This window comes from Nocardia panacis (genome assembly GCF_003598715.1).
In the GTDB taxonomy this organism is placed as follows: domain Bacteria; phylum Actinomycetota; class Actinomycetes; order Mycobacteriales; family Mycobacteriaceae; genus Nocardia; species Nocardia panacis.
Map to the genome: position 1 here is coordinate 51,594 of NZ_QZFU01000041.1, position 22,945 is coordinate 74,538.

At 63.9% G+C, this 22,945-nt stretch carries 37 protein-coding genes and 1 tRNA gene; 5 read left to right on the forward strand and 33 right to left on the reverse strand.

Annotation, left to right across the window (positions count from 1 at the left end):
• Positions 1-20: 20 nt before the first annotated feature.
• The 10 genes from D5S18_RS28225 to D5S18_RS34580 all read right to left on the reverse strand — a co-directional run bounded on the left by D5S18_RS28225 (position 21) and on the right by D5S18_RS34580 (position 5,951).
• Positions 21-761 (reverse strand): hypothetical protein, encoded by a 741-nt coding sequence (locus D5S18_RS28225; protein ID WP_120044158.1) that lies wholly within the window; start codon positions 759-761, stop codon positions 21-23.
• 3 nt (positions 762-764) lie between these two features.
• Positions 765-1,217: a hypothetical protein gene (locus D5S18_RS28230; RefSeq protein WP_147404229.1), complete on the reverse strand. Its 453-nt coding sequence runs from the start codon at positions 1,215-1,217 to the stop codon at positions 765-767.
• Between the two features lie 5 nt (positions 1,218-1,222).
• On the reverse strand, positions 1,223-1,792 hold the full coding sequence (locus D5S18_RS28235; RefSeq protein ID WP_120044160.1) for a class I SAM-dependent methyltransferase: 570 nt from the start codon (positions 1,790-1,792) through the stop codon (positions 1,223-1,225).
• Positions 1,789-2,343 carry a ParB N-terminal domain-containing protein gene (locus D5S18_RS28240; protein WP_120044161.1) on the reverse strand — a complete coding sequence of 185 codons (555 nt, stop codon included), beginning with the start codon at positions 2,341-2,343 and terminating at the stop codon, positions 1,789-1,791. Before D5S18_RS28240 ends, D5S18_RS28235 begins: the two co-directional genes overlap by 4 nt.
• A complete protein-coding gene (locus D5S18_RS28245; RefSeq protein WP_120044162.1) occupies positions 2,340-3,419 on the reverse strand; it encodes a phosphoadenosine phosphosulfate reductase domain-containing protein in 1,080 nt (359 codons plus the stop codon). Before D5S18_RS28245 ends, D5S18_RS28240 begins: the two co-directional genes overlap by 4 nt.
• Positions 3,419-3,997: a ParB N-terminal domain-containing protein gene (locus D5S18_RS28250; RefSeq protein ID WP_120044163.1), complete on the reverse strand. Its 579-nt coding sequence runs from the start codon at positions 3,995-3,997 to the stop codon at positions 3,419-3,421. The genes D5S18_RS28245 and D5S18_RS28250 overlap by 1 nt, the downstream gene beginning before the upstream one ends.
• A complete protein-coding gene (locus D5S18_RS35470) occupies positions 3,994-4,566 on the reverse strand; it encodes a DUF6378 domain-containing protein (protein WP_203236959.1) in 573 nt (190 codons plus the stop codon). The genes D5S18_RS28250 and D5S18_RS35470 overlap by 4 nt, the downstream gene beginning before the upstream one ends.
• Before the next feature lie 71 nt (positions 4,567-4,637).
• Positions 4,638-5,105, reverse strand: a complete 468-nt coding sequence (locus tag D5S18_RS28260; protein ID WP_120044164.1) for a RusA family crossover junction endodeoxyribonuclease — start codon at positions 5,103-5,105, stop codon at positions 4,638-4,640.
• Between the two features lie 43 nt (positions 5,106-5,148).
• Positions 5,149-5,349 carry a hypothetical protein gene (locus tag D5S18_RS28265; RefSeq protein WP_120044165.1) on the reverse strand — a complete coding sequence of 67 codons (201 nt, stop codon included), beginning with the start codon at positions 5,347-5,349 and terminating at the stop codon, positions 5,149-5,151.
• Positions 5,346-5,951: a hypothetical protein gene (locus D5S18_RS34580; protein WP_147404232.1), complete on the reverse strand. Its 606-nt coding sequence runs from the start codon at positions 5,949-5,951 to the stop codon at positions 5,346-5,348. The genes D5S18_RS28265 and D5S18_RS34580 overlap by 4 nt, the downstream gene beginning before the upstream one ends.
• 359 nt (positions 5,952-6,310) lie before the next feature.
• On the opposite strand from D5S18_RS34580, the gene kilB reads away from it, so the two are divergent.
• Complete coding sequence (gene kilB, locus D5S18_RS34585; RefSeq protein ID WP_147404234.1) at positions 6,311-6,832, forward strand: plasmid transfer protein KilB; 522 nt, start codon at positions 6,311-6,313, stop codon at positions 6,830-6,832.
• A 252-nt stretch (positions 6,833-7,084) separates the two neighbouring features.
• Here the strand turns inward: kilB and D5S18_RS28275 are convergent, their stop codons facing one another.
• The 21 genes from D5S18_RS28275 to D5S18_RS28360 all read right to left on the reverse strand — a co-directional run bounded on the left by D5S18_RS28275 (position 7,085) and on the right by D5S18_RS28360 (position 17,776).
• Positions 7,085-7,474 (reverse strand): hypothetical protein, encoded by a 390-nt coding sequence (locus D5S18_RS28275; protein WP_147404235.1) that lies wholly within the window; start codon positions 7,472-7,474, stop codon positions 7,085-7,087.
• A 63-nt stretch (positions 7,475-7,537) separates the two neighbouring features.
• Entirely contained in the window at positions 7,538-7,858 is a 321-nt protein-coding gene (locus tag D5S18_RS28280; protein WP_120044168.1) for a hypothetical protein, read from the reverse strand.
• Positions 7,859-8,041: 183 nt separating this feature from the next.
• Complete coding sequence (locus tag D5S18_RS28285) at positions 8,042-8,473, reverse strand: hypothetical protein (protein ID WP_147404236.1); 432 nt, start codon at positions 8,471-8,473, stop codon at positions 8,042-8,044.
• A 60-nt stretch (positions 8,474-8,533) separates the two neighbouring features.
• Positions 8,534-8,764: a hypothetical protein gene (locus D5S18_RS28290; RefSeq protein ID WP_120044170.1), complete on the reverse strand. Its 231-nt coding sequence runs from the start codon at positions 8,762-8,764 to the stop codon at positions 8,534-8,536.
• On the reverse strand, positions 8,761-9,129 hold the full coding sequence (locus tag D5S18_RS28295; protein WP_120044171.1) for a hypothetical protein: 369 nt from the start codon (positions 9,127-9,129) through the stop codon (positions 8,761-8,763). The genes D5S18_RS28290 and D5S18_RS28295 overlap by 4 nt, the downstream gene beginning before the upstream one ends.
• A complete protein-coding gene (locus tag D5S18_RS28300) occupies positions 9,129-9,584 on the reverse strand; it encodes a hypothetical protein (protein WP_120044172.1) in 456 nt (151 codons plus the stop codon). Before D5S18_RS28300 ends, D5S18_RS28295 begins: the two co-directional genes overlap by 1 nt.
• A 103-nt stretch (positions 9,585-9,687) precedes the next feature.
• Positions 9,688-10,143, reverse strand: a complete 456-nt coding sequence (locus D5S18_RS28305) for a single-stranded DNA-binding protein (protein WP_120044173.1) — start codon at positions 10,141-10,143, stop codon at positions 9,688-9,690.
• A gap of 35 nt (positions 10,144-10,178) precedes the next feature.
• On the reverse strand, positions 10,179-10,679 hold the full coding sequence (locus tag D5S18_RS35065) for a hypothetical protein (RefSeq protein WP_158608005.1): 501 nt from the start codon (positions 10,677-10,679) through the stop codon (positions 10,179-10,181).
• Positions 10,676-10,987: a hypothetical protein gene (locus D5S18_RS35070; RefSeq protein ID WP_158608006.1), complete on the reverse strand. Its 312-nt coding sequence runs from the start codon at positions 10,985-10,987 to the stop codon at positions 10,676-10,678. The genes D5S18_RS35065 and D5S18_RS35070 overlap by 4 nt, the downstream gene beginning before the upstream one ends.
• Positions 10,984-11,265, reverse strand: coding sequence for a hypothetical protein (locus tag D5S18_RS28315; RefSeq protein ID WP_120044175.1), 282 nt, complete (start codon positions 11,263-11,265; stop codon positions 10,984-10,986). Before D5S18_RS28315 ends, D5S18_RS35070 begins: the two co-directional genes overlap by 4 nt.
• Positions 11,266-11,329: 64 nt before the next feature.
• Positions 11,330-11,848 (reverse strand): hypothetical protein, encoded by a 519-nt coding sequence (locus D5S18_RS28320; RefSeq protein WP_120044176.1) that lies wholly within the window; start codon positions 11,846-11,848, stop codon positions 11,330-11,332.
• Between the two features lie 56 nt (positions 11,849-11,904).
• The gene (locus D5S18_RS35075; RefSeq protein ID WP_158608007.1) at positions 11,905-12,057 is read right to left on the reverse strand and encodes a hypothetical protein; all 153 of its coding nucleotides are present in this window, start codon (positions 12,055-12,057) and stop codon (positions 11,905-11,907) included.
• Complete coding sequence (locus D5S18_RS28325) at positions 12,054-12,362, reverse strand: hypothetical protein (RefSeq protein ID WP_147404238.1); 309 nt, start codon at positions 12,360-12,362, stop codon at positions 12,054-12,056. The genes D5S18_RS35075 and D5S18_RS28325 overlap by 4 nt, the downstream gene beginning before the upstream one ends.
• 408 nt (positions 12,363-12,770) lie before the next feature.
• Positions 12,771-13,271 carry a hypothetical protein gene (locus D5S18_RS34590; RefSeq protein WP_147404239.1) on the reverse strand — a complete coding sequence of 167 codons (501 nt, stop codon included), beginning with the start codon at positions 13,269-13,271 and terminating at the stop codon, positions 12,771-12,773.
• A gap of 10 nt (positions 13,272-13,281) precedes the next feature.
• Positions 13,282-14,172, reverse strand: coding sequence for a hypothetical protein (locus D5S18_RS34595; RefSeq protein WP_147404241.1), 891 nt, complete (start codon positions 14,170-14,172; stop codon positions 13,282-13,284).
• On the reverse strand, positions 14,169-14,417 hold the full coding sequence (locus tag D5S18_RS28335) for a hypothetical protein (RefSeq protein ID WP_120044179.1): 249 nt from the start codon (positions 14,415-14,417) through the stop codon (positions 14,169-14,171). Before D5S18_RS28335 ends, D5S18_RS34595 begins: the two co-directional genes overlap by 4 nt.
• 302 nt (positions 14,418-14,719) lie before the next feature.
• Complete coding sequence (locus D5S18_RS28340) at positions 14,720-15,031, reverse strand: hypothetical protein (RefSeq protein ID WP_120044180.1); 312 nt, start codon at positions 15,029-15,031, stop codon at positions 14,720-14,722.
• Positions 15,028-16,023: a P-loop NTPase family protein gene (locus tag D5S18_RS28345; protein WP_239004056.1), complete on the reverse strand. Its 996-nt coding sequence runs from the start codon at positions 16,021-16,023 to the stop codon at positions 15,028-15,030. The genes D5S18_RS28340 and D5S18_RS28345 overlap by 4 nt, the downstream gene beginning before the upstream one ends.
• Before the next feature lie 89 nt (positions 16,024-16,112).
• Positions 16,113-17,045: a YqaJ viral recombinase family protein gene (locus tag D5S18_RS28350; protein WP_158608008.1), complete on the reverse strand. Its 933-nt coding sequence runs from the start codon at positions 17,043-17,045 to the stop codon at positions 16,113-16,115.
• 109 nt (positions 17,046-17,154) lie between these two features.
• The gene (locus D5S18_RS28355) at positions 17,155-17,442 is read right to left on the reverse strand and encodes a hypothetical protein (protein WP_120044183.1); all 288 of its coding nucleotides are present in this window, start codon (positions 17,440-17,442) and stop codon (positions 17,155-17,157) included.
• Between the two features lie 103 nt (positions 17,443-17,545).
• Entirely contained in the window at positions 17,546-17,776 is a 231-nt protein-coding gene (locus D5S18_RS28360; RefSeq protein ID WP_120044184.1) for an excisionase family DNA-binding protein, read from the reverse strand.
• A 256-nt stretch (positions 17,777-18,032) separates the two neighbouring features.
• Here D5S18_RS28360 and D5S18_RS28365 point away from each other — a divergent pair, with 256 nt between their 5' ends.
• Positions 18,033-18,404 (forward strand): helix-turn-helix domain-containing protein, encoded by a 372-nt coding sequence (locus D5S18_RS28365; protein WP_158608009.1) that lies wholly within the window; start codon positions 18,033-18,035, stop codon positions 18,402-18,404.
• Here the strand turns inward: D5S18_RS28365 and D5S18_RS28370 are convergent.
• Entirely contained in the window at positions 18,401-19,141 is a 741-nt protein-coding gene (locus D5S18_RS28370) for a helix-turn-helix domain-containing protein (RefSeq protein ID WP_120044186.1), read from the reverse strand. The two genes, D5S18_RS28365 and D5S18_RS28370, sit on opposite strands and share 4 nt — an antisense overlap.
• Positions 19,142-19,658: 517 nt before the next feature.
• Between D5S18_RS28370 and D5S18_RS28375 the strand changes: the two genes are divergently transcribed.
• On the forward strand, positions 19,659-20,288 hold the full coding sequence (locus D5S18_RS28375) for an ImmA/IrrE family metallo-endopeptidase (protein ID WP_158608010.1): 630 nt from the start codon (positions 19,659-19,661) through the stop codon (positions 20,286-20,288).
• Here the strand turns inward: D5S18_RS28375 and D5S18_RS28380 are convergent.
• On the reverse strand, positions 20,221-21,723 hold the full coding sequence (locus tag D5S18_RS28380; RefSeq protein ID WP_158608011.1) for a tyrosine-type recombinase/integrase: 1,503 nt from the start codon (positions 21,721-21,723) through the stop codon (positions 20,221-20,223). The two genes, D5S18_RS28375 and D5S18_RS28380, sit on opposite strands and share 68 nt — an antisense overlap.
• Before the next feature lie 239 nt (positions 21,724-21,962).
• Here D5S18_RS28380 and D5S18_RS28385 point away from each other — a divergent pair.
• A tRNA-Pro gene (locus tag D5S18_RS28385) sits at positions 21,963-22,039 on the forward strand.
• A gap of 149 nt (positions 22,040-22,188) precedes the next feature.
• Positions 22,189-22,770: a phosphatase PAP2 family protein gene (locus D5S18_RS28390; protein ID WP_120044189.1), complete on the forward strand. Its 582-nt coding sequence runs from the start codon at positions 22,189-22,191 to the stop codon at positions 22,768-22,770.
• The last annotated feature ends 175 nt before the right edge of the window (positions 22,771-22,945 follow it).

The window sequence follows — 22,945 nt, forward strand, 5'->3', positions numbered from 1 at the left end:
CCGGAAAACGCGGCCAGTGGCTATGTCGAAAGCAGCGTCGATCGCAGGGGTGTTGCTCGAACACGATGAAGTGCCAGCACGTCACCGAGACGGAAGACCGTACCGCGCTTCTCGATACAGCCGGACAGTTTGCCGCGCTCGTGCCATTTGCGGATGGTCGCTGCCTTGACAGGGGAGTTGTCGAAGTGCGGTAGCAGCCGCGCCAACTCGGCGGCTGTACCCGAAACCTGCTGCGCTTCCTGCCACATCCACGCGCGATGCTCGGCCGCCTGATGTTCACCCCCGCAGGCCCGGCACGAAACCGCCCGCAGGTGCCCAGGCGCGGACACAGGCGCGCCGCAATCGAAGCAGTAGCCCGAGAACGCCAGGCTGGCGGGAGCGTCCACCACGCCCCAGGCTTTGGTGATTTCGCGCAGTATCGAGCGGATCCAGAATTCAGCGCCATGTCCGCGGCTGGTGTGTGGAAGTTGGTCGAGGATGGCGAGCGCAGCGGCGCCGGGCCTGAGTGGGCGGGGCGCGTAGGGCACTGGGGCAGCGGCATGGCGCAGGGTCCGCAGCAAGGAACGGCGCTGTTCGCTGGCGCGGTCATTGAGGATAAGCGGTCGATCATGGCCGCTGCCTGGCGAGCCGTCCCCGCGCGGGCGCGTGACGTCGGTCTTGGTGATCGTCACGTTCAACTGCTCGAATAGCTCGGGGATGCGCCGCAAGTCGCGTACGAAGGTGGCGAACAGAGCGTCGGGGACGGCAGACAGCAGTATCACCTCTCAAAATGGCTGGTCGGCTGGGGCATTCGGGTGTGTGAAACGGACAGGCGCGAGGGCATCGAGGTAGGTGGCTCGCCGCGCGGGGTTGGACTTGCGGCCGGGCCAATGGTTGGAGCAGCCGACCAGAAAGCCCTTCTTGATGGCGTAGAAACCGCCCCGTTGGGTCTGCGGGTCGGGTCGGTGCCCGGCGCGAATCCAGGCGGCGTACTCCTCCCACAGGTCCGGCTGCCGGAATCGCATATGCAAGATGAGGTGGCAGGTGATGCACAGCGGCACATACGTTTCCGGCCGCGAGTAGTCTTCCAGGTGCCCGTGGATCGCGCCGCTGGTCTGCCCGCACACGGTGCATTCCGACGGCGGCTCCCACAGTCCGGATGTCCACATGGCGTTCAGTTCGTCCTGCGCGCGTTGCCGGTATGCGCCATCGAACCCGTTGTAGGTGGACATCCCCATGGTGACTACTCCTTTAGCGTCAGATACGCGCGGTGGTTGCCAGCGAAAGTCGCTGGCCGCCAATCTGTTTCAAGACCGGCAACTTCGTCGCTAACTGAGCGTAGCCTGTGTTTCGCGTCCTGCCGAGGCGCGCGGCCTTCCAGGAACAGATGGCTCACACCGGCATTAGCCAGCGTCTCGCCCAGCAGCTCCGGCGTGACCCCGGCGTCGTCGAGCTCGGGGAGCACGCGCCGCGCTACCACGATGGTGATGCCCGCGTTCGCCAGGAACTCCCCGAACTCCGGCATCTGGCCTGGTGTGAGCATCCAGTGCCGAACCGGCACATTCGGGCCGTAGGTGCCCGCCGTGCGCCCGGCGTCGATCGAGTTGGCGTCGGCCTCGACCGCGTGCACCGCGAACCGGGCGTGCTGAAGCCGCCGCGCGAGCAGACCAGTCGACGAACCGAGGTCGAGCACCGGGCCGTCCGACGGCGACACCTCCGACCTGATCAGGTTGTAGATGTCGTCATGGATACGCGGGAACCGGCCGGAGCGCTGCCAGTCGTACAGGTGCTCCGCGGAATCGAATCGGCTCATACCGCAGCGTCCTTCGGGTACCAGGCGGGCGAGTACGCCCACTCACTGATCTTGCGGGCCGAGAACACGCCGTCCTGGGCGAGTAGGTCGACTTCGGCGCGGGTACCGCCGATCTCGGCCGCGATCTGGTCCGGGTCCATGTGGTGTGTGTCCAGCAGTTCGCGCACGATCGCCGACATCTCCACGGCCGCATGGCTTCCCTTGGCGCGATTGATTCGGATCGTCATCAGCATGGCCGTCGGCTTGTCCACGTCCAGCACAGCGACCGGCACGCGGCCCTTCCAACGCTGCCGCACGGCCTTCGAGTCCTGCGAGAGCCGCCAGCGGTGGAATCCGTCGATGATGATGCGGTCCGGGTTCACCAACAGCGGCTGAATCCAGTAGGTGTGCAGCAGCGACCGTTCCAGCAGCCGCAGCTCGGGTTTGTGAACCCGGTTGGGGTTCCACACGTTCGGGTCCAGTGTGTCGGCCGGAACCCACTTGATGTGGTCGATCGGGTTCGCGCCCGCCGGGGTCGGGTCCAGGCGGGGGAGTCCGTCGGTGTTGTTCACTTGGCGGCTCTCTTCTTCTGCTCGGCCTTGGTCATCGGGGTGATGGTGCGTTTGTAGGCACCGGCCATGAATTGCTTGAGTACGTGGTCGGGCGGGTAGGCGGCCGGGTTGCGGGCGGCGGTGATGCGGATCCGCTTGAGCACGGTGAGCGCCTTCTTCCGCTGTGCCTCGTCGGTGATGGTCTCCTCCACGTACGCCTGCACGCCGTCGAATGACTGCCCGTACCGCGTCATGAGCGCGCCCCGGTCCAGCTCGCTGTAATAGCGTTCCTGCACAGCCATTTCCGGTACGAGCGAGATCACCTGCTCGTAGAACGTCGGCGCGTAGGCCCGCAGGCGGCCGAATGTCTTCGCGCTCTCCGCGTGCAGCGGCGTCGAAACCCTCAGCGGTGTACCGGAAAGTACCTGCGAGTCGTAGATCGGGCAGTACATGATTCCGCGGTCGTAGAAGTACCGGAAGATGTCGTTCTCTTGCCAGTCGAACAGCGGCTTCACCGTCATGACTCGCTGGTCTTTTGTGGCGTTGATGTAGTTGTCGTGCAGCTTCGCCTTGAGCGCGTTGAATCGCATGATGGACTCTGCGGCTCGCACGCCGGTCACGATGGCGACCTTGCCCTTCTCCTCGCGCGAGACCAGGGTGTCGGCGGTGTACTGGTCCAGCACGAGATCCGTGGGCAGGCTGAGCTTTTCCGGCGTGAGCGCCCATTCGGGTACAGGTCGCATGTGCTCGCGGGCCGGGTCCCACTGGATGTAGCGGGTCGACTGGCCGAGGATGTACTTCGTCGATTCCAATGGCACGCAGTACCAGCGCATATCGATCCAGTCGAACTGCCGGTACTTGTCGACGAAATCGACGACCTGATCGGGGATCAGTTCCTCATCGCGGAACACGACCTTCAGCGGGCGGGCGTCTCCGCGCTCCAACGCGACCTCGCGCACCAGGTGCAGCGCGGCGAGGGAGTCCTTGCCGCCCGAGAACGCGACCATGACCGTGTCGAACAGGTCGTAGACGCGGTGCATCCGCTTCTTCGCCTCCTCGTACACGTTGGCATCGATGAAGCCCTTGACTCGCGCCATCAGGCCGCTCGCTCGCCCGCTGTGGCTTCCAAGTACTCGGTCAACCGCTCGGCGACTGTGTCCTTGTCCGAGTAGGTGCGCTTGAGCCACTTCGTGAACTCGAACCAGACGTCCTGCTGCTGCTCGTCGTCGAAGATCAGGTTGTAGGAGATGACCGGGTTGCCGAGGCCGGGCTTGTCGTCTAGGAGGTCGGGGTCCTGCGGCTCCAGTTGGTCGAGCATGGCGTTCAGCTCGTCCTCGGTGTAGCCGGTGCCCTCCAGGTCGGCGACATCCTGGAGGAGGTCGGTAAGAGCGGCGATATCGTAGCGGCCTTTGTCTGCCAGCCGGTTGTCCGCGAGCACGATCTTCTTGGCGCGGTCATGGTCGCAGTCGACCCAGTGCACGTCGATCTTGTCCCAGCCCAACGAGATCGCGGCCTGCATCGTGTGGTTGCCCGCGAGCACATAGCCGGTGGCCTTCTGCACGACAATCGGGCGGAACTGGCCGTTCGACTTCAAACTCTCGGCGATACCGGGGACATCACCCCGGCGCGGGTTGCCGGGAAAAGGGGTCAGCTTGGAGACGGCGACGAGGGTCATTCGGAGATCCGTTCTGCCAGAGCGGCATAACCGCAGATGTCGGTGTAGTCGTCGCGTTGATAGGCGTGCCTCGAACGCGAGACCTTCAGCAGCACCATGAGGTTGGCGACGTCGCGGGCGTGAACCGGGTGGCCCAGGTACGCCGACCACAGGCCGGCGATCCGCTCGAACGATTCGGCCGGGTTCCCATAGGTGTTCATGCGGTCGCCGTCGGTGATCGCGGCGGCCTCGTGCAGCGCGGTTGCCGCGGGTGGGGCCGGGGTCGGGCCGGAGGTAGCGAACTTGGCGCGGGCGGCCCAGTCGGTGCCGATCTCGTCCAGCTCCTCGGCGATGTCGGGTTCAGGCTCGGCGGCAGTGGCGCCAAGGATCGAGCTGCTTGTGTCGGCCGAGGTCGGCTGGCCGTTGGCAGTAGCGATGCGTTCAGCCTCGGTCGGCATCAGCGGGTTCGCGCCTGCGGCGACAGCGCTGGTGTCGATCGGCAGCGGTTCTCCGTCGGGGAAGCGGCCGAGCGCGTCCTCCAACTTGGCGCGCAGCATCTCCTTCGTCACACCGATCATCTGTGGGGGCACGGTGTATCTCCTTCGGGGTCACGGGTTACGGGAAGTCACATACGCCTGACTGGCACGCGAAGGGCGGTGGCTCACGCGATGCCTGCCGGTTCCGCCACGTAGCGCCAGTTGAGTTCGAGCCACAACGCGCCGGTTTCGCCTTTCACGGCCTGGTGGATGATCGGTTCCGGCTTTGCCATCCAGCGGGGCGAGTCGTCTTGGACCATGCCGTAGCCGATCTGGGCGGGGACGGGGCGTTTGGTGCGCGGTGAGATACTGGGAGGCTTGCCGACGGTGAGCGCGTCACAGATGGGTTTCAGGGTGGCCCAAAGGTTGTCGGTGTCGCGGACCCTTCTGTCGCGCGGCCGATAGTGCAGTTGCACGGTCAGGTGGTCGACGCCTTTCGGCAACCATGCGATAGCGGCCAGGCGGCATACGTCTTCGCGAATCTGTTTGCGGGTGCGGGCTTTCGCGAAAGCAGCGCCACGGGAAGCGCCGGAGTCGTTCAGCGACAGCGGTGGTTTCGTGTAGGGCAGCGCCAGAATGGCAGTGTTGTTCATCGGGTGGTTCCTCGCGGGTGTCGATGGCGGTCGATGGGGCAGGTCAGAGTTCGACGGTTACTTCGATGTCCGCTGGCAGTGTGAGCGGCCGTTCGCCGGAGTATCCGGTGGTGACGTAGGCGACGAGATAGCTTGATTTGTGTTCCAAGCCAGCGATTTTCACGCGGTGCGTGCGCCCTCTATCGCGGTAGACGAGGGCCTTGCCGACATCGTTGCTGTTGAGGTCGCCGAATCGTTTGGTCATGCTGCCTTCCTGCTGGCGCGGCGGTAGGTGGATTGGCAGCCGAGGCAGCGGCCGTCGGAGTGGAAGCGGGCGTGGCCTTCTGGCACTGGATCTTCGCGTCCGACGAGGGGGCGTTTGCAGTCGGCGCAATGGTCGGGCCGCAGCTGGTAGACCTTCGTGAGCTGACCGGATCGGGCGGTGGCGGAGTAGCAGCCTTTGCATAAGCCTCGGGCGGCCAGGCGGGCTTCGTTGAGGCCCAGGGGTTCTCCGGCGAGGACGAGGCGACGTTCGCATCCGGGGCAAACGGGGATGCAGTCTTCTGGGCGGCCGTACCGGTTGATCACTTCGCGCAGGGTGAGGGCGGTGTCGTTGTCGCCTCGGCAGATGATTCCGGCGGCGATGACGCCGTCTGCGGGGAGGGTGACTTCTGGCTCGGTGGCAAGTTGTCCGGACCTGAGTGCAGCACGGGCACATCTGACTAAATGGCTGATAGGGCAGATTGTTTCGCAGACGGCGACGGCTTGGATGGTCTCAGGAAAGAGATGCCAGTCGGGTTCGTCGCCAGGCTGTAGGAATCGGGGGTCGAGGTGGCATGGTGCCTGCTCTGCCCGCGTGTCCCTCATGCTCAGATCCTCTGCCGCTGCGCAGACACTGCGCAATGCGCTGCGCACCGCAGTGTGTTGCGTTCGTCCTGGGCGCGCGACTTCTCCCGACGTCAGGAGGCGGTTCTCGGAGGAAGACGCAACACGCTGAGCGAATCGACACTCCACGACGAGCGTTTGTGGCCCCGACATCATGTGAGTCGGCCGGGATCAAGCTCCCCGTCAGGCTTCGCCGACGGTGATTCCGGGACCCGCATCGAGGCCTGATGTGCGAAGTGCCGACGTCTGCCGTGCAGCTACGAAGCGACCAGCGGGCCGACAGCTTTCATCAAACAGATGTGCGGGCCTGGGAACCTCCCGCACGTCTAGTATTCCCCGGTGTGAGTGCTGTGTTGTCGTCTTTGGTTGCTGTTGCGGGAACACTTCTCGGGTCCGCTGCGACCTTCTTCTTTCAACGGGCGAGTGCCGATCGGACGGCTGCACTAGGGTTTGTGGAGAAGCTAAGACAGGACCGACTCAACGCGTACAACGCTTTTGGAGATGCAGCGATCGAGTACCGGAGAGCGGAGAACGACCGGTGGTTTCGACTTCAGGAAGGCGACGGCGAAGCTAGCCAAGCGGCGGCAAAGGTGGCCCATACAACGCGAGCTTCGGCCCGCAGTGCGCTGGTGCGCATTGCGTTACTGACGAGCGACACACGAATGCAGGATCTCGGCAACGAGATTATTCAGGTCTCTCGGTCGATCTCGCAGGCGAACGGTGCGGACGAACGGGAGAAGCGCGCAGCGCGAGCTAAACTCTTGATCGATGCAGTGATTGAACGGGCTGCAGCTCAGGTCCAGTCGCCGCCTCGTCAGCTTCGACCGACGCTGGGACTTCACGAACGACGCGACCGGCGATAGAGCCATCGATCGCGCCGCGTGGACCCGGCTGCGGCGTCCCCCTCGTCGTTCATTGGTGGCCGTGCGCGACCACGAACACGGTGTCTCCGGCCAGGATGGTCATGCATCTGCGATCCGGGTCAGGGGCGTGAATCTCGATGTGGTCGAGCGCATCCCGGTTGCGAGTCCAGGAGCGAGTCGGACCAACGGCTTGCGATACAAGACTTCGTGATTTGGCGTTGGCCCAGCTCGGCGATGAGACTCATATCCGGCCTACATGGGTTCGGTCAGAACGGCGAACGGCCCCTGCGCCGCCACGTCGAGACTATCGAGCGCAACCTCCGAGCCGGTGGTGTACCACCAGCCATCGACCTTGTGCCAGATGGTTTCGAGGAGTTCGGACCGAAGCACGGTGCCATTGCGGCATTCTTTGAGCCAGGACGCAGGGAAATCGGGATGCGCAGCGATCACGGCCGGACCATCCGCGGCTGGAGCGAGTTTTGGTTGGTCGGTGAGTTCCAATGCCGCGGCAAGGTTGGCCAGCGTGCTGAGCGTGCGGGCCAGGACCAGCAGCCGACCTTGCCCGCGCGGAGTGGGATCGCTGACGGCGTCGGTGATGGCTTCCAGGATGGATTCGATTGCGTCGACGGTGGAGTCGGACACGGGCATAGGTCTCCTCATCCGGTGGGATGGTGGTTCGTTCGGGTGCGCCTGGCGGGACCGGGGTCAGTCGGCGGTGACGTCGTAGGCGTCGGCGATGGTGTCCGCTGAGGTCGGCGAGAATTCGCCGGATGTTCCTTGAAGTACCCAGTCGCCCGACTTGAGTGGAAGCCATTGCGAGAGAGCGGAGTTCCACACCTCAGCGGTGATGTTCGGGTCGTGGTAGGCGGCGGGGTACGCCTGGTCGCCTGGGTAGGCGCGGGTACACGGGGTGTTGCCATATGCCTTGTGGCCCAGCATTTCCGCGTTGACTTCGTGCAGGTTGTTGCCGGTGTACTGGATTGCCTTGATGTTGATCGGTTTGGTCCGGAGGGTTTTGGTGGGCATCAGAAGGTCACCTCGTTCGGGTACGCGTCGTACGGCTCGACGATGCTGGCGAAATCGTTGGCGATTTCGACGAATCCGATGTCGTCGCCTCGTCCGTCGAAGGTGATCCGAGGGACGACGTAGACGCTATGGCCTGTGTAGCCGGTTGCAGAGTTGGAGTCGGGCCGCAAGCGTCTCGTGCACTTACGGGCAGTGGGTTCCGGAGACGACGCCCTCAAATTTGCCGAGACCGCCGATCTGCGCCTTGCCGAGCTGGCCGACCGCGAGCGTTCCGTTGGCAAGCCGATTGTCCGCCTTCGCCGTTCCGCTGGAGGCGCAGTTGATCCGCACCCAGTAGCCACCGTCCGCTAACGTCGACTGAAGTGTGCGCGCCAACTTGTTGTAGGTGTTCAGCAGGTCAGAGGGGTCCGCGCTGACAGTTGCGACGCGGATCTCCTGGCCCTGGATTTCGTAGGTGTAGCGGGGCGGCTCCGGGAAGGCGGTCGTTGTGGGGGCCGTTTTCGTCGACGAGCTGGTTGCCGTCGGCCTGTCAGTGGTTGTCGAACATCCGACCAGAGGGGCAGATGCGGCGACGGCCATGCAGAGGGCGAATGCGGCACTCCAGGCATGTCTCATAGCTGGGCATCCTGCCAGCCAACCCCGGCAGTGGCAGAACTCCGCACGAGGCGGAGTTGGTCACACCTGGCGAGTTCCGGTCCAGCCCACCGATCGACGGAAGGCGTCGCCCCGCTCCTCCTGCAATTGCTGAAGCTTCAGCAAACCCTGTCGATGTTCTTCGAGCCGGATCGACGGGCCGCCCATCGACAGCTTGTCTGTAAGGGTCCGGATTTGCTGATCGAGGGCAATACGCTCGGCGTTAGCGGCCTCGTCGACAATCCGCGGCTGATCGATGTGAGGGTTGGTCATTTCGGAGATCCTTCGGTGTGAAGGGTTGCGGCGGTGAGCTTTCCAGCGGCGGTATCGGCGATGGTCGAGCATAGGCGGGTTTGCGGGCCGTGACGCGCGGCTGGATGGTCGAGCGTTGATCGGATCCGCTCGAATGACCCCACAGCCTCGGTCGCAGCCTTCCGGAGTTGATTCGCGCGATGGTCGAGCGCTTTGCGGGCCGTGATCAGGTCGCGGAACCGGCGATTGACGGTCGATATGTGGATGAGCAAGTCGGCCACTTCGCCCGTGGTCAGGGTCAGCGTTGGGTGGCTCTCCCCGGTGAGGATCGCCTCTCCGGCGGCCTCGGCGCAGCGGGAGTACAGGACGTCCAGGATGTCTGACATCAGATCACTTCCCAGATCGCGGCGGAACGGGCACTGGATAGCTTCGGAGGCTCGGCCATCCGGATACGGCCCTGGCGATTGGCGGCCTGGATGACGAGAGACACTGTGCTCGTGAGCGCATGAGGGATGTCGATGTCGCTGGTGGAGAATCGGAAGCCGGGGCCTCTGGCGATCAGCGCGTCGATACGTCGCTCGACCGCGAGTCGTTCGGGAGTGCGATACATGAACCCTGCCCGGCGGAGCGCGACCTCGAGCCTGTCGACGGTGTAGCCGAGGCGTTTGGCGATGGTCTCGAATGAGAGACCGCAATCGACCAACCAGCAGAAATCGACGACGAGGTTGGCGTTGGCGATCTCGGATGCGATTGTCGTGGGTTTGATGCCGAGCGGTCGACGGCGTGCGGTGATATCGCCGAACGTGAGGTCTTCTTCTACCTCGAACATGGTGGCGGGCATAGGTTTCGTGTCCTTCCGGACGGTCGCTGTGCGTCGTGGGAGCATGGAGGTGCTGGGTGGGCCGGAATCCCCTTCTCCGGCCCACCCAGCATGTTCACGTCGGTTAGAACGGGGCTTCCTCAGCGGAGCTGGAGGCCCACGGGTCATCGCCGCCGCGCTGCTGCGGACGATTGCCGCCGCTCCTACCATCGCCGCGCGTGGTCTTGGTGACTTTCGCGACGGCGTACTTCAAGCTCGGGCCTATCTCGTCGACCTCGAGTTCGACGACTGTCCTCTTTTCGCCTTCGCGTGTTTCGTAGCTGCGTTGTTTCAACGCGCCGGTCACGATGATGCGCGAACCTCTGGTCAGTGACTCGGCGACGTTCTCGGCTGCCTCCCGCCACAGATTGCATCGCAGGAACAGGGGATCGCCGTCCTTCCATTCCTGGGTGTTCCGGTCGAACACGCGCGGCGTGCTCGCGACGGTGAAGTTGGCGACGGCCGCACCTGCTGGGGTGAACCGGAGTTCGGGGTCGGCGGTCAGATTGCCGATGACGGTGATCACCGTGTCGTTGGCCATGAGTTGGCGCCTTTCGGGGTGGAATGGATTGGGATTCAGGAGAATTCGCGGAGGATGGCGGTCAATGCGCCGCCGATGTCCGGAGGCGTCCAGCCTTCGGGCTTGAGCACCTTGCCGTCCTCCCGCTTCAGGCACGTGCCGTCCGGGAGGATCTTCGCGAGGTTGGATCGGGTGACTTCCGCTGCGGCGGCGTGGGTTCCGGCCAGGCCGGCAGTCTCCAGGCTTCCGCCGTACGCCACTACGGCCATGTCGAGGAACGCGTCCACCATCTCGACGAGGTCCGGCCCTTTTCCGGTGCGCCACCCGTCTTCCAGCAGCCCGGCCAACCACTCCGCGCCATCGCGCGAACCGTGGGCTGTCTCCACGTCGACTGCTTCGATCCCGAGTGCGATCAGCAACTCGTCGAACTCCTCGAACAGCATCAGCAGACGGGCGGCGAGAATGCGGGTTGGCGGGACAGCGGGCTTGGTCGGGATCGGCTGCTCGGCGGCGGCCATGAACGTCTCGACACCTTTGAGCAGGTTCGGTGTGGTCACTTCAGAGTTCTTTCTGGGAGGGGTGCATGATCGGCGGCCTTGGCGACGCGGCAGGAGAAGCAGCGGCATCCCCAGTTCTGATATGTCGACGGTGTGCCGTGCTGGAGGTAGTTGCCGTTCTGATCGACTGCGGCGAACGGGCGACCTTTGACGATGACTCGTCGGGCACGGCGGCGCGCGCGTAGGTCGGCGGTATAGCGTCGCAACGCTTCTCGACATTCGGTGCAGCGGCATCCGCTGGTGTAGCTGGAGACCTTGCCGTGCGTGAGACCGGCGGCCTTGACCATCGTGTTGGTGTATGTGTTCACAGCAGGTCCCAGTCGCGGTCGAGGTCTGTGAAGTGGTCGCTGGCATCGACGCCGTAGACAGATTCCAGGGCGGCTATCCACGTGGCCGAGGGTTCGGATTCGATGCAGTCGGAACATTCACAAGCCGCGGGCTCGTTGTCCGGGTTCGTGCACCAGGCGCAGCCGCATTGGGGGCCGTTGGTGAGCTGGTCGGGGTGGCAGGTGGGGCAGTCGCCGGTGTCGTCGCACAAGTGGTGTGCGTCGATATCGGTTGCGGGGTCGACGAATTCGACTCGCATGGGTGGTTCCTTTCGATCGCCGGGGCGCGGGCTGGCGGACCCGTGGTCCCGGTGTGGTGGCGGTTCAGGCCGGGTTGTCGAGGTGGAATGAGAGGCGACGGGCTGCGGCTTCGATCGCTGCGTCGTTCTCGGCGAGGAACTTGATGCGTGCGTCCTGAAGCTCGACGATTTGGCTCTGTTCGCGGCGAATCTTGGCCTCCCACAACGCATGTGGCGTGTGCACGGTGTCGAGTACCTGGGCGATTAGGGCCTTGAGTTTCGCCCTGGCGGCGGCGGTTGGGAAGTCGTCCCAACCGCCGTCGGACTTCCGCCACCATTGTGCCGCGTAGACGCCATCGCGCGGGGCGCCGCAACCTTTTGCGATCTCGACAATCAGGTCGACGTGGACGGTGTAGTCGACGCGGTTGACGTGTAATCGCTTGCCGCTGATCCGCAGGACCCAGCCGCCGATATCGCTGCCGTGTTGTTTCTCGCGCCACGCGTACGCGACCTGGAACGCTCCGGTGACGGGGCCTTCGGCACGGTAGATGTGGTGTCCTTCGGAGGTGGTTTCGCCTGTGTCGGTGAATGTTTGGCTGGCCATGATTTGGCTCCTTTCGCGCCCGGTGGCGGCCGGATTGGTGGTGACCGTGGCGGCGGTCAGGCGGCGTCGTCGGCCAGGTCGAGCAAATCGTGCTCGTACTCGTGGCCTTCGTCGTCGATGTTGAACAACAGCCCGAGGGGCTGTTGGGTTTGGTCGATGATGCGGAGCGCGGCTTTGATTCGGCGGTGCTTCCGATCGTCGGTGGTCACAGGCCGGCGGGCTGCCACAGCTTGTTGTCGTAGAGGGCGTTCAGGTCCCACGCCCAGTCCTCACCCATGTATCTGGCGAAGGCTTCGCGGACGTCGGCGATCTGCTGCTCGAACATGTGGCGCGCGGTGATATGGATGGTGTGGAATTCGCCCTCGTCGTCGGTGGCAGCGACCGGCCATGCCTTTTCAAGCCATCCGGCGACGTTCTCTGCCGGGACGAATAGGAAGTCTCCGTCTGTGATGTCGTCGCGCCACTGGCTGTGGTCGTATGCCTCACCGCTGGAATCGAATACATGAATCGTCATGGGTTTGCCCCTGTGGGTGGTGGTTCCGGCCACCTCGGTCGATGGCGGTCGACCGAGGTGGCTCTTTCGGGTGGTTTGTTCCCGTTGGCGGCCGGAAACTGTTGTGCCTCACTACCGTTCGATTATGGGGCCGTACGGCGCAACGGATATGACACTAACCTGCCGATGCTTCACTTCGCAAATGCTGCGCATGACCTGCGAGAACGGTTCTGTGTCATATATTACCCGGTCAGGGGCATTGTCAAGTTGGCGTATATGGCCCATATGGGCGCTATGCCCCACCCGTCTGCGAACTTTACTGCGCGCCATACTGCGCACCATCTCTCACGCCATCTCTTGTGTCGTATCTCGTGGCGTATAGCGCGCCGTATCTCGTGTCATATAGCAGGTCGTATAGCACGTCGTATCTCATGTCGTATGGCGTGTCGTGTGTTGCTCGCCCGAGCGCAACCGTGGCCGTCGCAGAATGTCCGCTAAATCGGCTGAGAACGCGGGAACAGGATCCGGGCCGGACGCAACCCCATTCGATCCATCCACAACCCGCCTGCGCCGTGCGAAAGGCTTCCGAGGTTCGTGTGTTCGGGTCGTCGCGTCGAACAGCGCCCGCGCCGCAGCCCGAGCCTCTTCGGACGCTGGTGGCGCGACTGGAAGTTCCGGCAGGTATTCCGGAGCGTAACCCGGAGCCTTTGCCGCCGAACGGATTCGTGCGGTGACGTGGCCGGGCATGATGCGCTCTGTCTGCTCCGCGTAGTGGCCGCGGATGGCTTCGGCTGCTGCCTCGGGCGTCCAGGGTGCCCGCCTGGCGGCGTCGAGCCACGAATCGACCATGAGTGCGTCGATGTTCCGGGAGTCGTAGCTCTGCGCGAGTTGGAGCAGCGCGACCACGGTGTCTCTGGGATTGCTGGACACGGCGAGTCTCCTATGCGGTGATCGCGCTGGACGATCCGGAGTTCGACAGCGCGCCTTGCGGGTTGGCGGATGGCGGGACGGGAAGTCCTGCGGCGCGCAGGATCTCCGGATTCGGGTTCGACTTGAGCGCTTCGGCTTGGGCGAATTTCATCTCGGCCGGGGTGAGCCGGTGGCCGTTCGGCATGACCGGGCGGTCCGTGGTCGCCGAGCGGCGGGTCTCGGCAGCGCGGCGGATCCAGTTGCGCCAAGCGGCTGTCCAGTCGGCGCGGCGTTCGCCTTTACTGAGCCAGTAGTCCGCGAATTTGCGGTGCTCGGCTTCGAGGTCGACGGTGGGGCATTCGGCGCGCATGGCGTCGATGACGGTCCAGCCGGGCATCCAGCCGTCGGGGAGCGCGGTCGCGCGCTTTTTGCGCGGCTCTCTAACTACTTCGTCAGAAGTAGTTGGTACGGGTCGGGTCGGGTGTTCAACGGGCGATGCTTCGTTTGTGCTCGGCACGATGCTCAGCCTCGGCGAAGCATCATGCTTCGCGATCGGTTCGCTGTTCGGTTCGTTCACCTCTTCCCTTCTGGATTGCCCGGACCGCCTCCCACCTGCGCGTCCTGCTTCGCGGAGCCGTTCGCGTCGGGTCTCGACTTCGGCCTTGGACGGGTTGAATTTCGACCAGTTTTTGAACGAAAAGTCGCCGTTGTCGTGCTCGTGCCACAGCCCGATTTCGACCAACTCTCGAGCGATTTTCGGTCGGATTCGGAGCATTTTCTGCGCGTTCTTCGAGACGACGCCGTCAGTGAGCTGGTCCGCGCAGTAGCTCCCGGCGGTGGCCCAGACCCCAATGGCCGCAAAGCTCGCGCCTAGTCTCTCCGGGCTGGACCAGAACTTGTCGTCGACCTTGAACCAGGTCATACCGCGTACTCGCTTTCGGTGGGGTGGTTCGGGCGCAGGAAGATCGAGTCGCGGATACGGGCGGCGGTGAAGAGCGTCCACTGGGTGCGCGAGGCGATCTCCAGGTCGGTGAATCCGTCCGCGACCAGTTGGCGGACCAGTACGCGACGGTCGTGCGGAGTGAGTACTTCGGCGGGCAGTTCACCGGCCTCCACCCTTGTGTAGGTGAACGGCTGCTCTGCTTTATAGCGGGCGGGCATGGTCATGGTGGTGTGCCTGAGGGGTTTCGGCGCGCTGCCGCGCGAATGGCTGGCCGTACGCCGTCCCGGCGACTTGGTCGGGACGGCGCACGGGCGGTTGTGCCGCTGGGTTGTTGCGCGTGTGGCGGCTGACTTCATCGGTTCGGGCCACGCGGGGTAGGTGGCCCATGTGGTTCACACCGTCGACTGGGTCGAATTCGGAGACGGCCATAGCTCGGCCGTTCCCTTCTGTCTGGACTGCCGACTCGGGTGCGCACGTTTGTGGCATGTGGGAACAGAATCTGTGTGCGCCAGTCGGTTTCGCTGCATCAGGCAGCCTCACGCTTGGCGATCACGCGATCGAACTGGGCGACGAGCCGGTCCACGTTGTCGCGGCCGAGAGCGGCTTCGATCTCGATCTGACGGGTCGGTGTTGTGTCGAGGTACATGCCGGTGAAAAGGTGCGCATCGATGACCACGACCTTGCCCCGGCCATGCAGCCGCGGACGTTCCCTGCGCCGTTTACGGGCGGACTCGTTGTGTGCTTCGCGGCACCGTTCGCACGGTTGCTCGTCTCGGCGGTAGTGGCGGTGGTATCCGGCGTCGGTGCCGCAATTCAGTTGGATGGTGTACGTTTTCACGCCGCTGTTCCAACGGTTTTGCTTCTGTCCGTGGCCATGGCGCGGATGTCGTTGGCGAGAGCCTGAGGCAGATCCCCGGCTGCTTTCCAAACCGCCTGCAACTCTTCGCGGTTGACGTCCGCGCGTTCGATGGTGGCCCGCATGACGTTGGCGCGCTGCTCGTCCTCTTCGGTGATCGGGCGTGCGGTCTGGCGTCCGACGGCAGCCCTTGCACGGTCGGCTACAGGCAGCGGGGCGGCTGAGGAATTCTCCTGCACAGGCCCGGCTTCCTGTGCCTGGTCTGGGGTGAGCTGCACGTATTCGCGCGGCTTGGCTGTGGTCGGGTGGCATTTCAGCACGTCGAAGATCAGCCATTCGAGGGTGAACGAAGGTGCGGGGACGGGTTTGTCGACGCCGGGCCGGATACCGGCGTGCACCGACCGGACTCCGATCACACGGGGCGCGGTGTCGCGGGAGAGTCGGACCCATGCGGACGCGTCGAATGCCAGATTCTTGTGTCCCTCGACCTTGTAGTCCTTGCTGCCGGGAATCGGCTTGCCCTGGTTGTCCAGCGCTGCAACCTCTTTGCCGCGTGCGGTCACGACGACGATGCCCGGGAATGTCATGAGCAGTCGCATCAGGCGGCCGTGTCGCTCGGCGGCGTCGTTCCACAGGTTCATGGCCGGTTTTATCTCGGCGTTCGGGTCGTCGCGCAGCAGCTTCTTCGCGTACTTGGACTCGCGGGCGCGTTCGGAAACCCAATCCTTGAGCAACTCCCACTCGGCGGTCATGGAGTCGATCAGCAGGGCTACCGGCAGCTCGCCTGCCTCGGCGGCCTTCGCGGCGATGGTCCGCACTTCGGTGAGCTGGTCGTAGATATCGCGGTAAGTGCCGTTGTGCTCGATCACTTCGTAGTCCGCGCCGGGGATTGCGGCGTACTCGTCGGCCGCGCCTTCGCCGAGGTCGAGCCAGAATGCTCGGCCGATCCGGTCGCTCGCGGTGAGTTCGGCCATGGCCCAGGACTTTCCGGTCTTCTCGCCGCCCTCGACCAGGATGAACGGCCACGGGGTCTTGCCGGTGGGCTTACGGGTGCGAAGGGACATCAGTTGGTTCCTTTCGGGTGGGGCGGCAACGTGGCGGCGTGCCAGTCGATCGGTTTGCGGAATTTATAAAGGGCCACACCGTTTTTCGTCGGTTGGCGGGTGGCGACAGTTTGGGCGTTCTTCCCGTGTCCGACCACTGCGCGGCGCGCGTTTCCCATGGCGCGCAGTAGCTTGGACCGGGCCAGGTTGAGGGCTTCGTCGGCGGCATCGACCCCGAGAACGGCGGCCTCGAATTCGCGGGCGGTCTCGATCGACACTTCCCAGTCCCAGTCGCGTTCGATATCGCGGTGCGTGCGGCGGATGGCGTTGTAGGTCTCGCCGTGCCCGTCGACGTCCGGCGGCTCCCCGGTCGGGTCCATTGCCTTGCGGTAGAACTCGGCGCAGTGGGCCTCGATCGCTGCCGCCAGCTCGGGGTCGTAGGTGATGATGTACTCCGACTCGTCGTAGAACGGTCCCAGGCACACCACATACGTCTTGCGAAGCCCCGACATGTGCATTTGCCACTGGACTTGCAGGAAGTACCCGAGAGGGATTTCGGTTGAGCCGGGCGGCCCCCATTGGTAGTCGCCGCGCCCGTCGGTCTTGGCCTCAACTCCGAACGTCTCGCCGGTGTGCTCGTTTACGGCAATATCGTCTGGGTTCGCGGCTGCCCATTCCTCCAAGCCGGGACGGCTGAATGTCCTTGTGCCGCGCTGGCGTAGCTCGGGGTGACGGCGAAAGAACCGGCGGAGAATGATCTCCTCGAAGTCCTGGCCACGCTCAGTGGCCTCGCTCGGCCCGTCTGGGGCGATCTCGCCACGGAGGAGGTGGAACTCCTTGGTGGGTGAGCTGAATTTGCTGGCGTTGAAGATGCCGGGGATCTTGGACGCGGTGATCTTGCGCGACCACCGGGAGCTACCGGGCTCCAGGGCCGTGACCTCGACGCCGGTCATCCGCGCATTCTTACGCGAGCCGGCAGCGTCAGACCGATGCACATGAGGGTCGGTGCCGCGATGAACAGGTGGATGATACTGGCGGACAACGGTTCTCGGCTGCGAGCATTCATACCGCCGCCACCTTCGCCTTGAGCTGCGCATTGAGCCGGTCGATCAGATCGAGTGCGTTGTTGATTGCATCGACCGCCTCGGTGCCATCCACAGTGAACCAGTAGTACTTGCCGCCGGTCCGGGTTCCGTCGAGCCCGGCGTACGCATCGGGTAGGTGGACGAATACCTCGAATCCGCGCCATTTGTTGCTCAGGCTCCATTGCGGAGTTGTGCCGTTGACGTGCGGCGCACGCTCGTTGAGGTGGGCAATGGCGTCGGTGAGGATGGTACTGTTGTGCTGCATCTGTGGGTGGTTCCTTTCGGGTGCACCAGGCCGACGCTCATCTCTTGGCGGAGAGGCGTCGGCCGCCTCATATCGAGCAAGGGCTATCCGTGCTTGGGCGCGATCAGGCGCTCAGTGGTTCCCAGGGAGTGGCCTGCAACCAGGCATCGACATCGGCGGGCCGGACTCGCTTGGAGCGACCGCTGCCTCCGGGCGCGCACGCGGCGAGATTCCCTGCGGCGATCTGTTGGTCGATGAACGGATAGCTGAATCCGGTTGTGTCGGCGACTTCCTGGACAGTGAGTGCCAGACGTTGATTCAGCGGAATTGGGTGGCGTTCGGCCTTTTTGGACACGGGGTGGTTCCTCTCGGCGTGCGTGGCGGCGCACGGTACGGCGTGTTCGTCATCCCGTTTGTCGGGGTGACACTACGATCCTATGCGAAGTGATTTCGCAGAACAAACCGCCGGTATCATCAGGGATGATGGGGCGTATGTCCTGCTCAGATGTGATATGCCTAGATGTTCTGTGCGCACTGCGTGCGCAGTGCGCACAGACTTCGCAAGCTTCGTCTTTACTTCGCGCTACTGCGCAGGCGAGACTATAGGAACTATGGAGCAATGGGAGTTCGGTCGACTGGTGCAGGAGGCGCGAGAACGCGCCCGCCTGTCCAAGCGTGAGGCGGCCAAAAGGGCTGGGATCAGCGAAGCCCGGTGGAGGCAGCTCGAACTCGGATACGAGACGGTTCGGGGGCAGACCCTCCCGGTGAGGACGACGCCGGAGACGGTGTCGGGCATAGCGGAGACGACCGGTGCGGACCGTCGCCAACTGCTGGCTGCGGCAGGGTTCGACCCTGCCGTGGCCGATGTCCCGGTGGGGCTCATGCCTCAGACCATCTATGTCGGCGGGCTGGCCGCTGACGACATCGAGAAGGTGCGTTCCTACGTCGCGTTCTTGAAGTCGCAAGCTGCGCAGGCTGACTAAGCCGCCTGCGCGAGTGGCTTCGGTACAAGTCGATAGGTGAACCAGGGGCGCCGTGGGAACTCGGGGCGATCGATCCGAATCAGATATGTCTCTTCGGCACCGAAGCTGGGGGCGTTGATTCGCAGTGTCTCGTTGAGGACTGAGTGAGCGGGAAACTCTTTGGCTAGCAAGCGGTCCCACTCGGGGCTTGCTGCGCAAACCGCGGCGATGGTTTCGTAGCGGCCCGGCGCGAACAGGGTTGCCCCGGTGATGTGCATGTTGTGCGCCAGCCCCAGTGCGTAGGTTTCCCAGTCCGCCAGGATTTCAGGCGCGTCCGGATCGGTGAAGACCCATTCGATGAGGTTCGACCCGGCGACCAAGCCGGGAAGCGTGAGCGGCCACGATGGAGAGGTTGCGATGACATCCGCCTCCGGCAGTTTCAGGAACGCGGCGGGGTACGGGTAGCTGCCGAGATCGATCAGGTCACTCGGGAAGGGCTCATCGGGGAGCGGGCCGTACATCTCCTGGATGGCGCCTGGGTACATGAGGCTGAACAACTGTTCCCGGTACATCGTCGGGATCAGGAGCGCGTCGAATAATGCCATGAGCGTGTCGACAGTGGGAGGGCGCGTGCTCTGCTCGATCTTCTCGATGGTCGCTCTGGACCATTGAGTGCGCCTCGCGAGGTCTTCGCGGGAAATCCCAAGGTATCGGCGGCGCTCTCGTACGAACGTGCCAAATCTGAGGCTGGCAGCCATCGGTCTCGCTTCTACTGAGCTGGTCGGGCGGACAAATTAGGTGACGCTAAGAAGTTTGACGCGAACGCTGGTCGGGTAGGACGCTTGACCCGCACAAACCGGACAGTGCATCGTCCGGCTAATTCGTGGCAATGTCTTCGGACATTGTGGATAGCAGCCGGACAATTGGCTGGTCAACTTGATCGAGATGGTCGCGGCCTGGGCTTTTGGGAGGAATCTGAGTGCTTCACGCGCTTCGGCGCGGCGGATAGCCGCGTCGACCTGGTCATGTGCCAAGTCTCCACCGCTACCTGCGGCTGTCTTGATAGCCAAAATGTATGGCCGAACTCACCTGACCTGCGCGGCGCACCCCAGCGCGCCGCTGTCGGGGGATCCTGACAATTCGGTCCTCCTCGCTGTCCAAAACGGGCGGGTGCTATCGAACGCATGATCAGCGGTTGGGTCGAAACGACGTCGCTGCACCGGCTACTGGGCCAGTGCGCACCCAATGGAGGACACCCCTGTGTACGGTGCCGTATTGCCCGACTATCAACACTTGGCGCGCACCCATTTCCCTGGGCTGATCGTTGCCGCTGCTGAGCTTCCCGCTGGATTGTCCTGGTACATCAGCGAGGATCGCACCATCCTTATCGACAGTCGGATGTCTCCCCGTCGCCAACAGATCCAGGTCGTGCACATGCTCGCGCACCTGAAGCTCGAGCATGACCATGCGAACTTCGGAATCCGGGAGGAGCTGGACGCAATGTGCCTGTCGACACAATGGATCCTGCCCCCGGCCAAGCTCGCCAATCTGCTCGAAGATGTATCGACCGATGCGATGCAAATTGCGAGCTACCTTGGCGTCGCGGTTCCCATCCTCGCCGCAGCACTGCGCACCCTTCCGCGCGATTATTGGCGCGATGTACGCGCACGGACGAATCGGCGGCTCGAATGGCCGTCGATTCCGCCTGTCGCACATCCCCTTTGCGTCATTCTCGACGCTCTCCCGGTCCGCTCGCCCAGCGCTTCTGCGCTTCCAGGCAAAGCTTTGGTGCCAAGCGGGTCCGGGCTGCACGATGGCCGCCCGGACCCGGCCGGACTCAGGACGCGGTCTGGAATACGAGACTTCGCCAAGCGTCCGGCGAAGACACCGTCCGCGGCTGCATGAATGGTTCCGCCTTCTCGACGTCGTAGTTGTCGTCGAATTCGCTGAACTCCTCATCGAACTCGGCGTCGATCACCTCGCCCGGTGCGGCCTCCAACGCGGGCAGATCCTCCTCCCAGATGTCGATCACCTCGGCATCGATCAGGTTGTCCAGTGCTGCGAGGCCGGCGCGCTTCACCCCGATATCAGCGTGCGCGTATCCCCGCTGTACGGCGGCGGAGCTGTGACCCATGATCGCCATGCGCACGTCCTCCGGCACGCCCGCTTCCAGTAGCAGTGTGGCGGTGGTGTGTCGAGCCGCGTGCAGCACGACATCCGGTGCGCTGGCACGCTTCAACGCCTCGGCCCACAGCAACTCGTCCAGCTTGGAACGGATGGGCGTGCCCGGCTTCACGAGCTTCTGGTCCGCAGGCGCAACGAACAGCAGTCCCCACGGGTTCGGAGCCATGGCTTTGACATGGGCGCGCAGCAGGACCTGCAGCGGTTCAGGGATCGGCGTCATTCGCTGGGAGTCGTTCGTCTTCGGTCGTACCAGGCACATCGCCTTGTACAGGGGCCGGATCTCGAATCCCGCTGCGGTGTCGTACGCCTCCAGCGGGTAGACGTCGCCGGTCCAGCGCTTCCCGTCCGACCTGCGGGTAAGTGGGATCTCCTGCAACGCCCACGAGAGGTCGAACTTCCCCTCTTCGAGGTCCAGGGCATCGAGGGTAAGGCCGAGGCATTCGCCCTGCCGGACACCGGTCAGCAGTGCCGTGGCCCAGCGGACCGCAAGCGGGTCGCGAGCTTCGACGGACGTGCTGATCACCGCGCGTGCAGTGGAGGATGTGAGGGCCTTGCGTGGCTTCTGTTGGCGGCCGTGCCCGGTGGGCAGCGCCTTCTGAGCGCCGGTGTCCTGGCTGTTCGACTTGGGCTTCGGTCGGTTGACCATCAAGAGCACGTTCGTCTTCAGGCCGAGATTCGGCTCCTTCATGGCGTCCTTGATCGCTTTGTTCAGATTGTTGTAGGCGATCTCGGCGGTCCGCAGTGACCGACCGGACTTCAGGATCTCCTTGATCATGAACCGGATATGCTGCGGCTCCAGGTCTTGCAGCTTGTGTCGCCCGACGTGCGGGATGACGTTGCACTTCAGGTTTGACTGCACGCCGTGCCAGGCGCGTGGGCGCAGCCGGGGTTTCTGGATCTCTTTCAGCCAATACAGCAGCCACGACTCAACGGTCGTGTTGTCCTTGCGCAGCGGCTCGCCCTGCTCGAGCTTCACCAGCGCTTCACGGCGGGCCTTGATCAGGTCGTTGCGGTTCTTGCGTCGGATGGCGATCCGGTCGGGCGTGCCATCCGGCTTGACGCCGATCTCCATGTACCAGGCGTAGAGGGTGTACTCCTTGCCGTTGCGCTTGCGCGTCTCTTTGAGGATCTTGCCCTCGCCACGGTGACTCGGCATTTGGGTGGCTCCTTGGTGCTCCCAGCCCGTGAGGTGGCGGCCTCGGCGGACTGGTTTTGGTGTGATGGTTGGTGTGAGGGATGTGGAATAACCCCACATAACGAGGTATGACGAGAAGTACGTCTACCAGGGGTTTTTCAACAAACTCGCAGGTCAAAGCTTACACACCGTCAGACTTCCAAGCTGATGGTGCGGGTTCGATTCCCGTCACCCGCTCTCCACCCCTTCGGGGGCCGTTTCGGGGTGTAGCGCAGCTTGGTAGCGCATCCGCTTTGGGAGCGGAGGGTCGCAGGTTCAAATCCTGTCACCCCGACCATTTTTGGGATCTGCCGGCAACGACAGCCCCGGCGAGTTGGGTGTCGACTCTCGTTTCTCGTATCCATTTTTCGCCGCAGTACCGAGTGAAGATGCGCATGTTCGGGTGTGGTGAGTTCAGGGCGCTTCCACCGGAGGTGTTGGGGCAGGATGGGCACCGTGAATGTGGACCGGGACATCCTCAGGTTCTTCAGCGGGCATCGAACGGCGGTGTTGACCACGGTGGCGCGGTGGGGGATGGATATCGGGACCGGCGATCTGGCGATAGGGCTCGCGGGACTGATGTTCGTGGGACTGGTGGTCGCCACGCGGTGGTGGCGGGCGGGTATCACGATCGGTGTCTCGGTGCTGGTTGCGCAAGCGTCGGCCAGGGTGTTGAAGCAAATCATCGCGCGGCCTCGACCTCCCGAGGATCTCGCGGTGGTTCAGGTCGGGGCGTTCTCCATGCCGTCGACCGTTGCTGCGATGACCGCGGCCCTCGCAGTGGCCGTGTACTCGGTCGTGCCGTGGCGCGTGGGGCGTCGACGGTACGCAATAGGACTGCTCGCGACGGGTGTCGCGCTGATCGGCTGTGCGATGGTCTATCTCGGCGCGCATTGGCCGACGGACGTGCTGGCCGGGTGGACTGTGGGCGTGGTCGTCGGCATAATCGTGGTTCGGTTGTCCCGGACTGTGGGCCGTCGGAATCCCACGCAGGCACCCGCCGCGACGCGTGCCGCGTCGGCGTCCTGACTCGCTGCGGCGCGCGCCGCGACCGCAGTGTCAGCGGCGACTCGGCCTGCGTGTATGGATTTCGACTCGATTAAGTTGGTGAGCGTTGCGTGGTTTGCGTTCTGTGGGATTTGCTATCCGAACACGGGGCCGGCCGTTGTATTTACCGCCACGCCTGCATATGTTGATGTTGAAG

Bases quoted from the DNA above. Each gene is read 5' to 3' on its own strand.
- D5S18_RS28230 (WP_147404229.1), bottom strand. From the start codon at position 1,217: ATGGGGATGTCCACCTACAACGGGTTCGATGGCGCATACCGGCAACGC.
- D5S18_RS28235 (WP_120044160.1), bottom strand. From the start codon at position 1,792: ATGAGCCGATTCGATTCCGCGGAGCACCTGTACGACTGGCAGCGCTCC.
- D5S18_RS28245 (WP_120044162.1), bottom strand. From the start codon at position 3,419: ATGGCGCGAGTCAAGGGCTTCATCGATGCCAACGTGTACGAGGAGGCG.
- D5S18_RS28250 (WP_120044163.1), bottom strand. From the start codon at position 3,997: ATGACCCTCGTCGCCGTCTCCAAGCTGACCCCTTTTCCCGGCAACCCG.
- D5S18_RS28260 (WP_120044164.1), bottom strand. From the start codon at position 5,105: ATGAACAACACTGCCATTCTGGCGCTGCCCTACACGAAACCACCGCTG.
- D5S18_RS28265 (WP_120044165.1), bottom strand. From the start codon at position 5,349: ATGACCAAACGATTCGGCGACCTCAACAGCAACGATGTCGGCAAGGCC.
- D5S18_RS34580 (WP_147404232.1), bottom strand. From the start codon at position 5,951: ATGAGGGACACGCGGGCAGAGCAGGCACCATGCCACCTCGACCCCCGA.
- D5S18_RS28280 (WP_120044168.1), bottom strand. From the start codon at position 7,858: ATGCCCACCAAAACCCTCCGGACCAAACCGATCAACATCAAGGCAATC.
- D5S18_RS28285 (WP_147404236.1), bottom strand. From the start codon at position 8,473: ATGAGACATGCCTGGAGTGCCGCATTCGCCCTCTGCATGGCCGTCGCC.
- D5S18_RS28290 (WP_120044170.1), bottom strand. From the start codon at position 8,764: ATGACCAACCCTCACATCGATCAGCCGCGGATTGTCGACGAGGCCGCT.
- D5S18_RS28295 (WP_120044171.1), bottom strand. From the start codon at position 9,129: ATGTCAGACATCCTGGACGTCCTGTACTCCCGCTGCGCCGAGGCCGCC.
- D5S18_RS28300 (WP_120044172.1), bottom strand. From the start codon at position 9,584: ATGCCCGCCACCATGTTCGAGGTAGAAGAAGACCTCACGTTCGGCGAT.
- D5S18_RS28305 (WP_120044173.1), bottom strand. From the start codon at position 10,143: ATGGCCAACGACACGGTGATCACCGTCATCGGCAATCTGACCGCCGAC.
- D5S18_RS28315 (WP_120044175.1), bottom strand. From the start codon at position 11,265: ATGCGAGTCGAATTCGTCGACCCCGCAACCGATATCGACGCACACCAC.
- D5S18_RS28320 (WP_120044176.1), bottom strand. From the start codon at position 11,848: ATGGCCAGCCAAACATTCACCGACACAGGCGAAACCACCTCCGAAGGA.
- D5S18_RS28325 (WP_147404238.1), bottom strand. From the start codon at position 12,362: ATGACGATTCATGTATTCGATTCCAGCGGTGAGGCATACGACCACAGC.
- D5S18_RS34595 (WP_147404241.1), bottom strand. From the start codon at position 14,172: ATGACCTGGTTCAAGGTCGACGACAAGTTCTGGTCCAGCCCGGAGAGA.
- D5S18_RS28335 (WP_120044179.1), bottom strand. From the start codon at position 14,417: ATGACCATGCCCGCCCGCTATAAAGCAGAGCAGCCGTTCACCTACACA.
- D5S18_RS28345 (WP_239004056.1), bottom strand. From the start codon at position 16,023: ATGGCCGAACTCACCGCGAGCGACCGGATCGGCCGAGCATTCTGGCTC.
- D5S18_RS28350 (WP_158608008.1), bottom strand. From the start codon at position 17,045: ATGACCGGCGTCGAGGTCACGGCCCTGGAGCCCGGTAGCTCCCGGTGG.
- D5S18_RS28355 (WP_120044183.1), bottom strand. From the start codon at position 17,442: ATGCAGCACAACAGTACCATCCTCACCGACGCCATTGCCCACCTCAAC.
- D5S18_RS28365 (WP_158608009.1), top strand. From the start codon at position 18,033: ATGGAGCAATGGGAGTTCGGTCGACTGGTGCAGGAGGCGCGAGAACGC.
- D5S18_RS28370 (WP_120044186.1), bottom strand. From the start codon at position 19,141: ATGGCTGCCAGCCTCAGATTTGGCACGTTCGTACGAGAGCGCCGCCGA.
- D5S18_RS28380 (WP_158608011.1), bottom strand. From the start codon at position 21,723: ATGCCGAGTCACCGTGGCGAGGGCAAGATCCTCAAAGAGACGCGCAAG.
- D5S18_RS28390 (WP_120044189.1), top strand. From the start codon at position 22,189: ATGGGCACCGTGAATGTGGACCGGGACATCCTCAGGTTCTTCAGCGGG.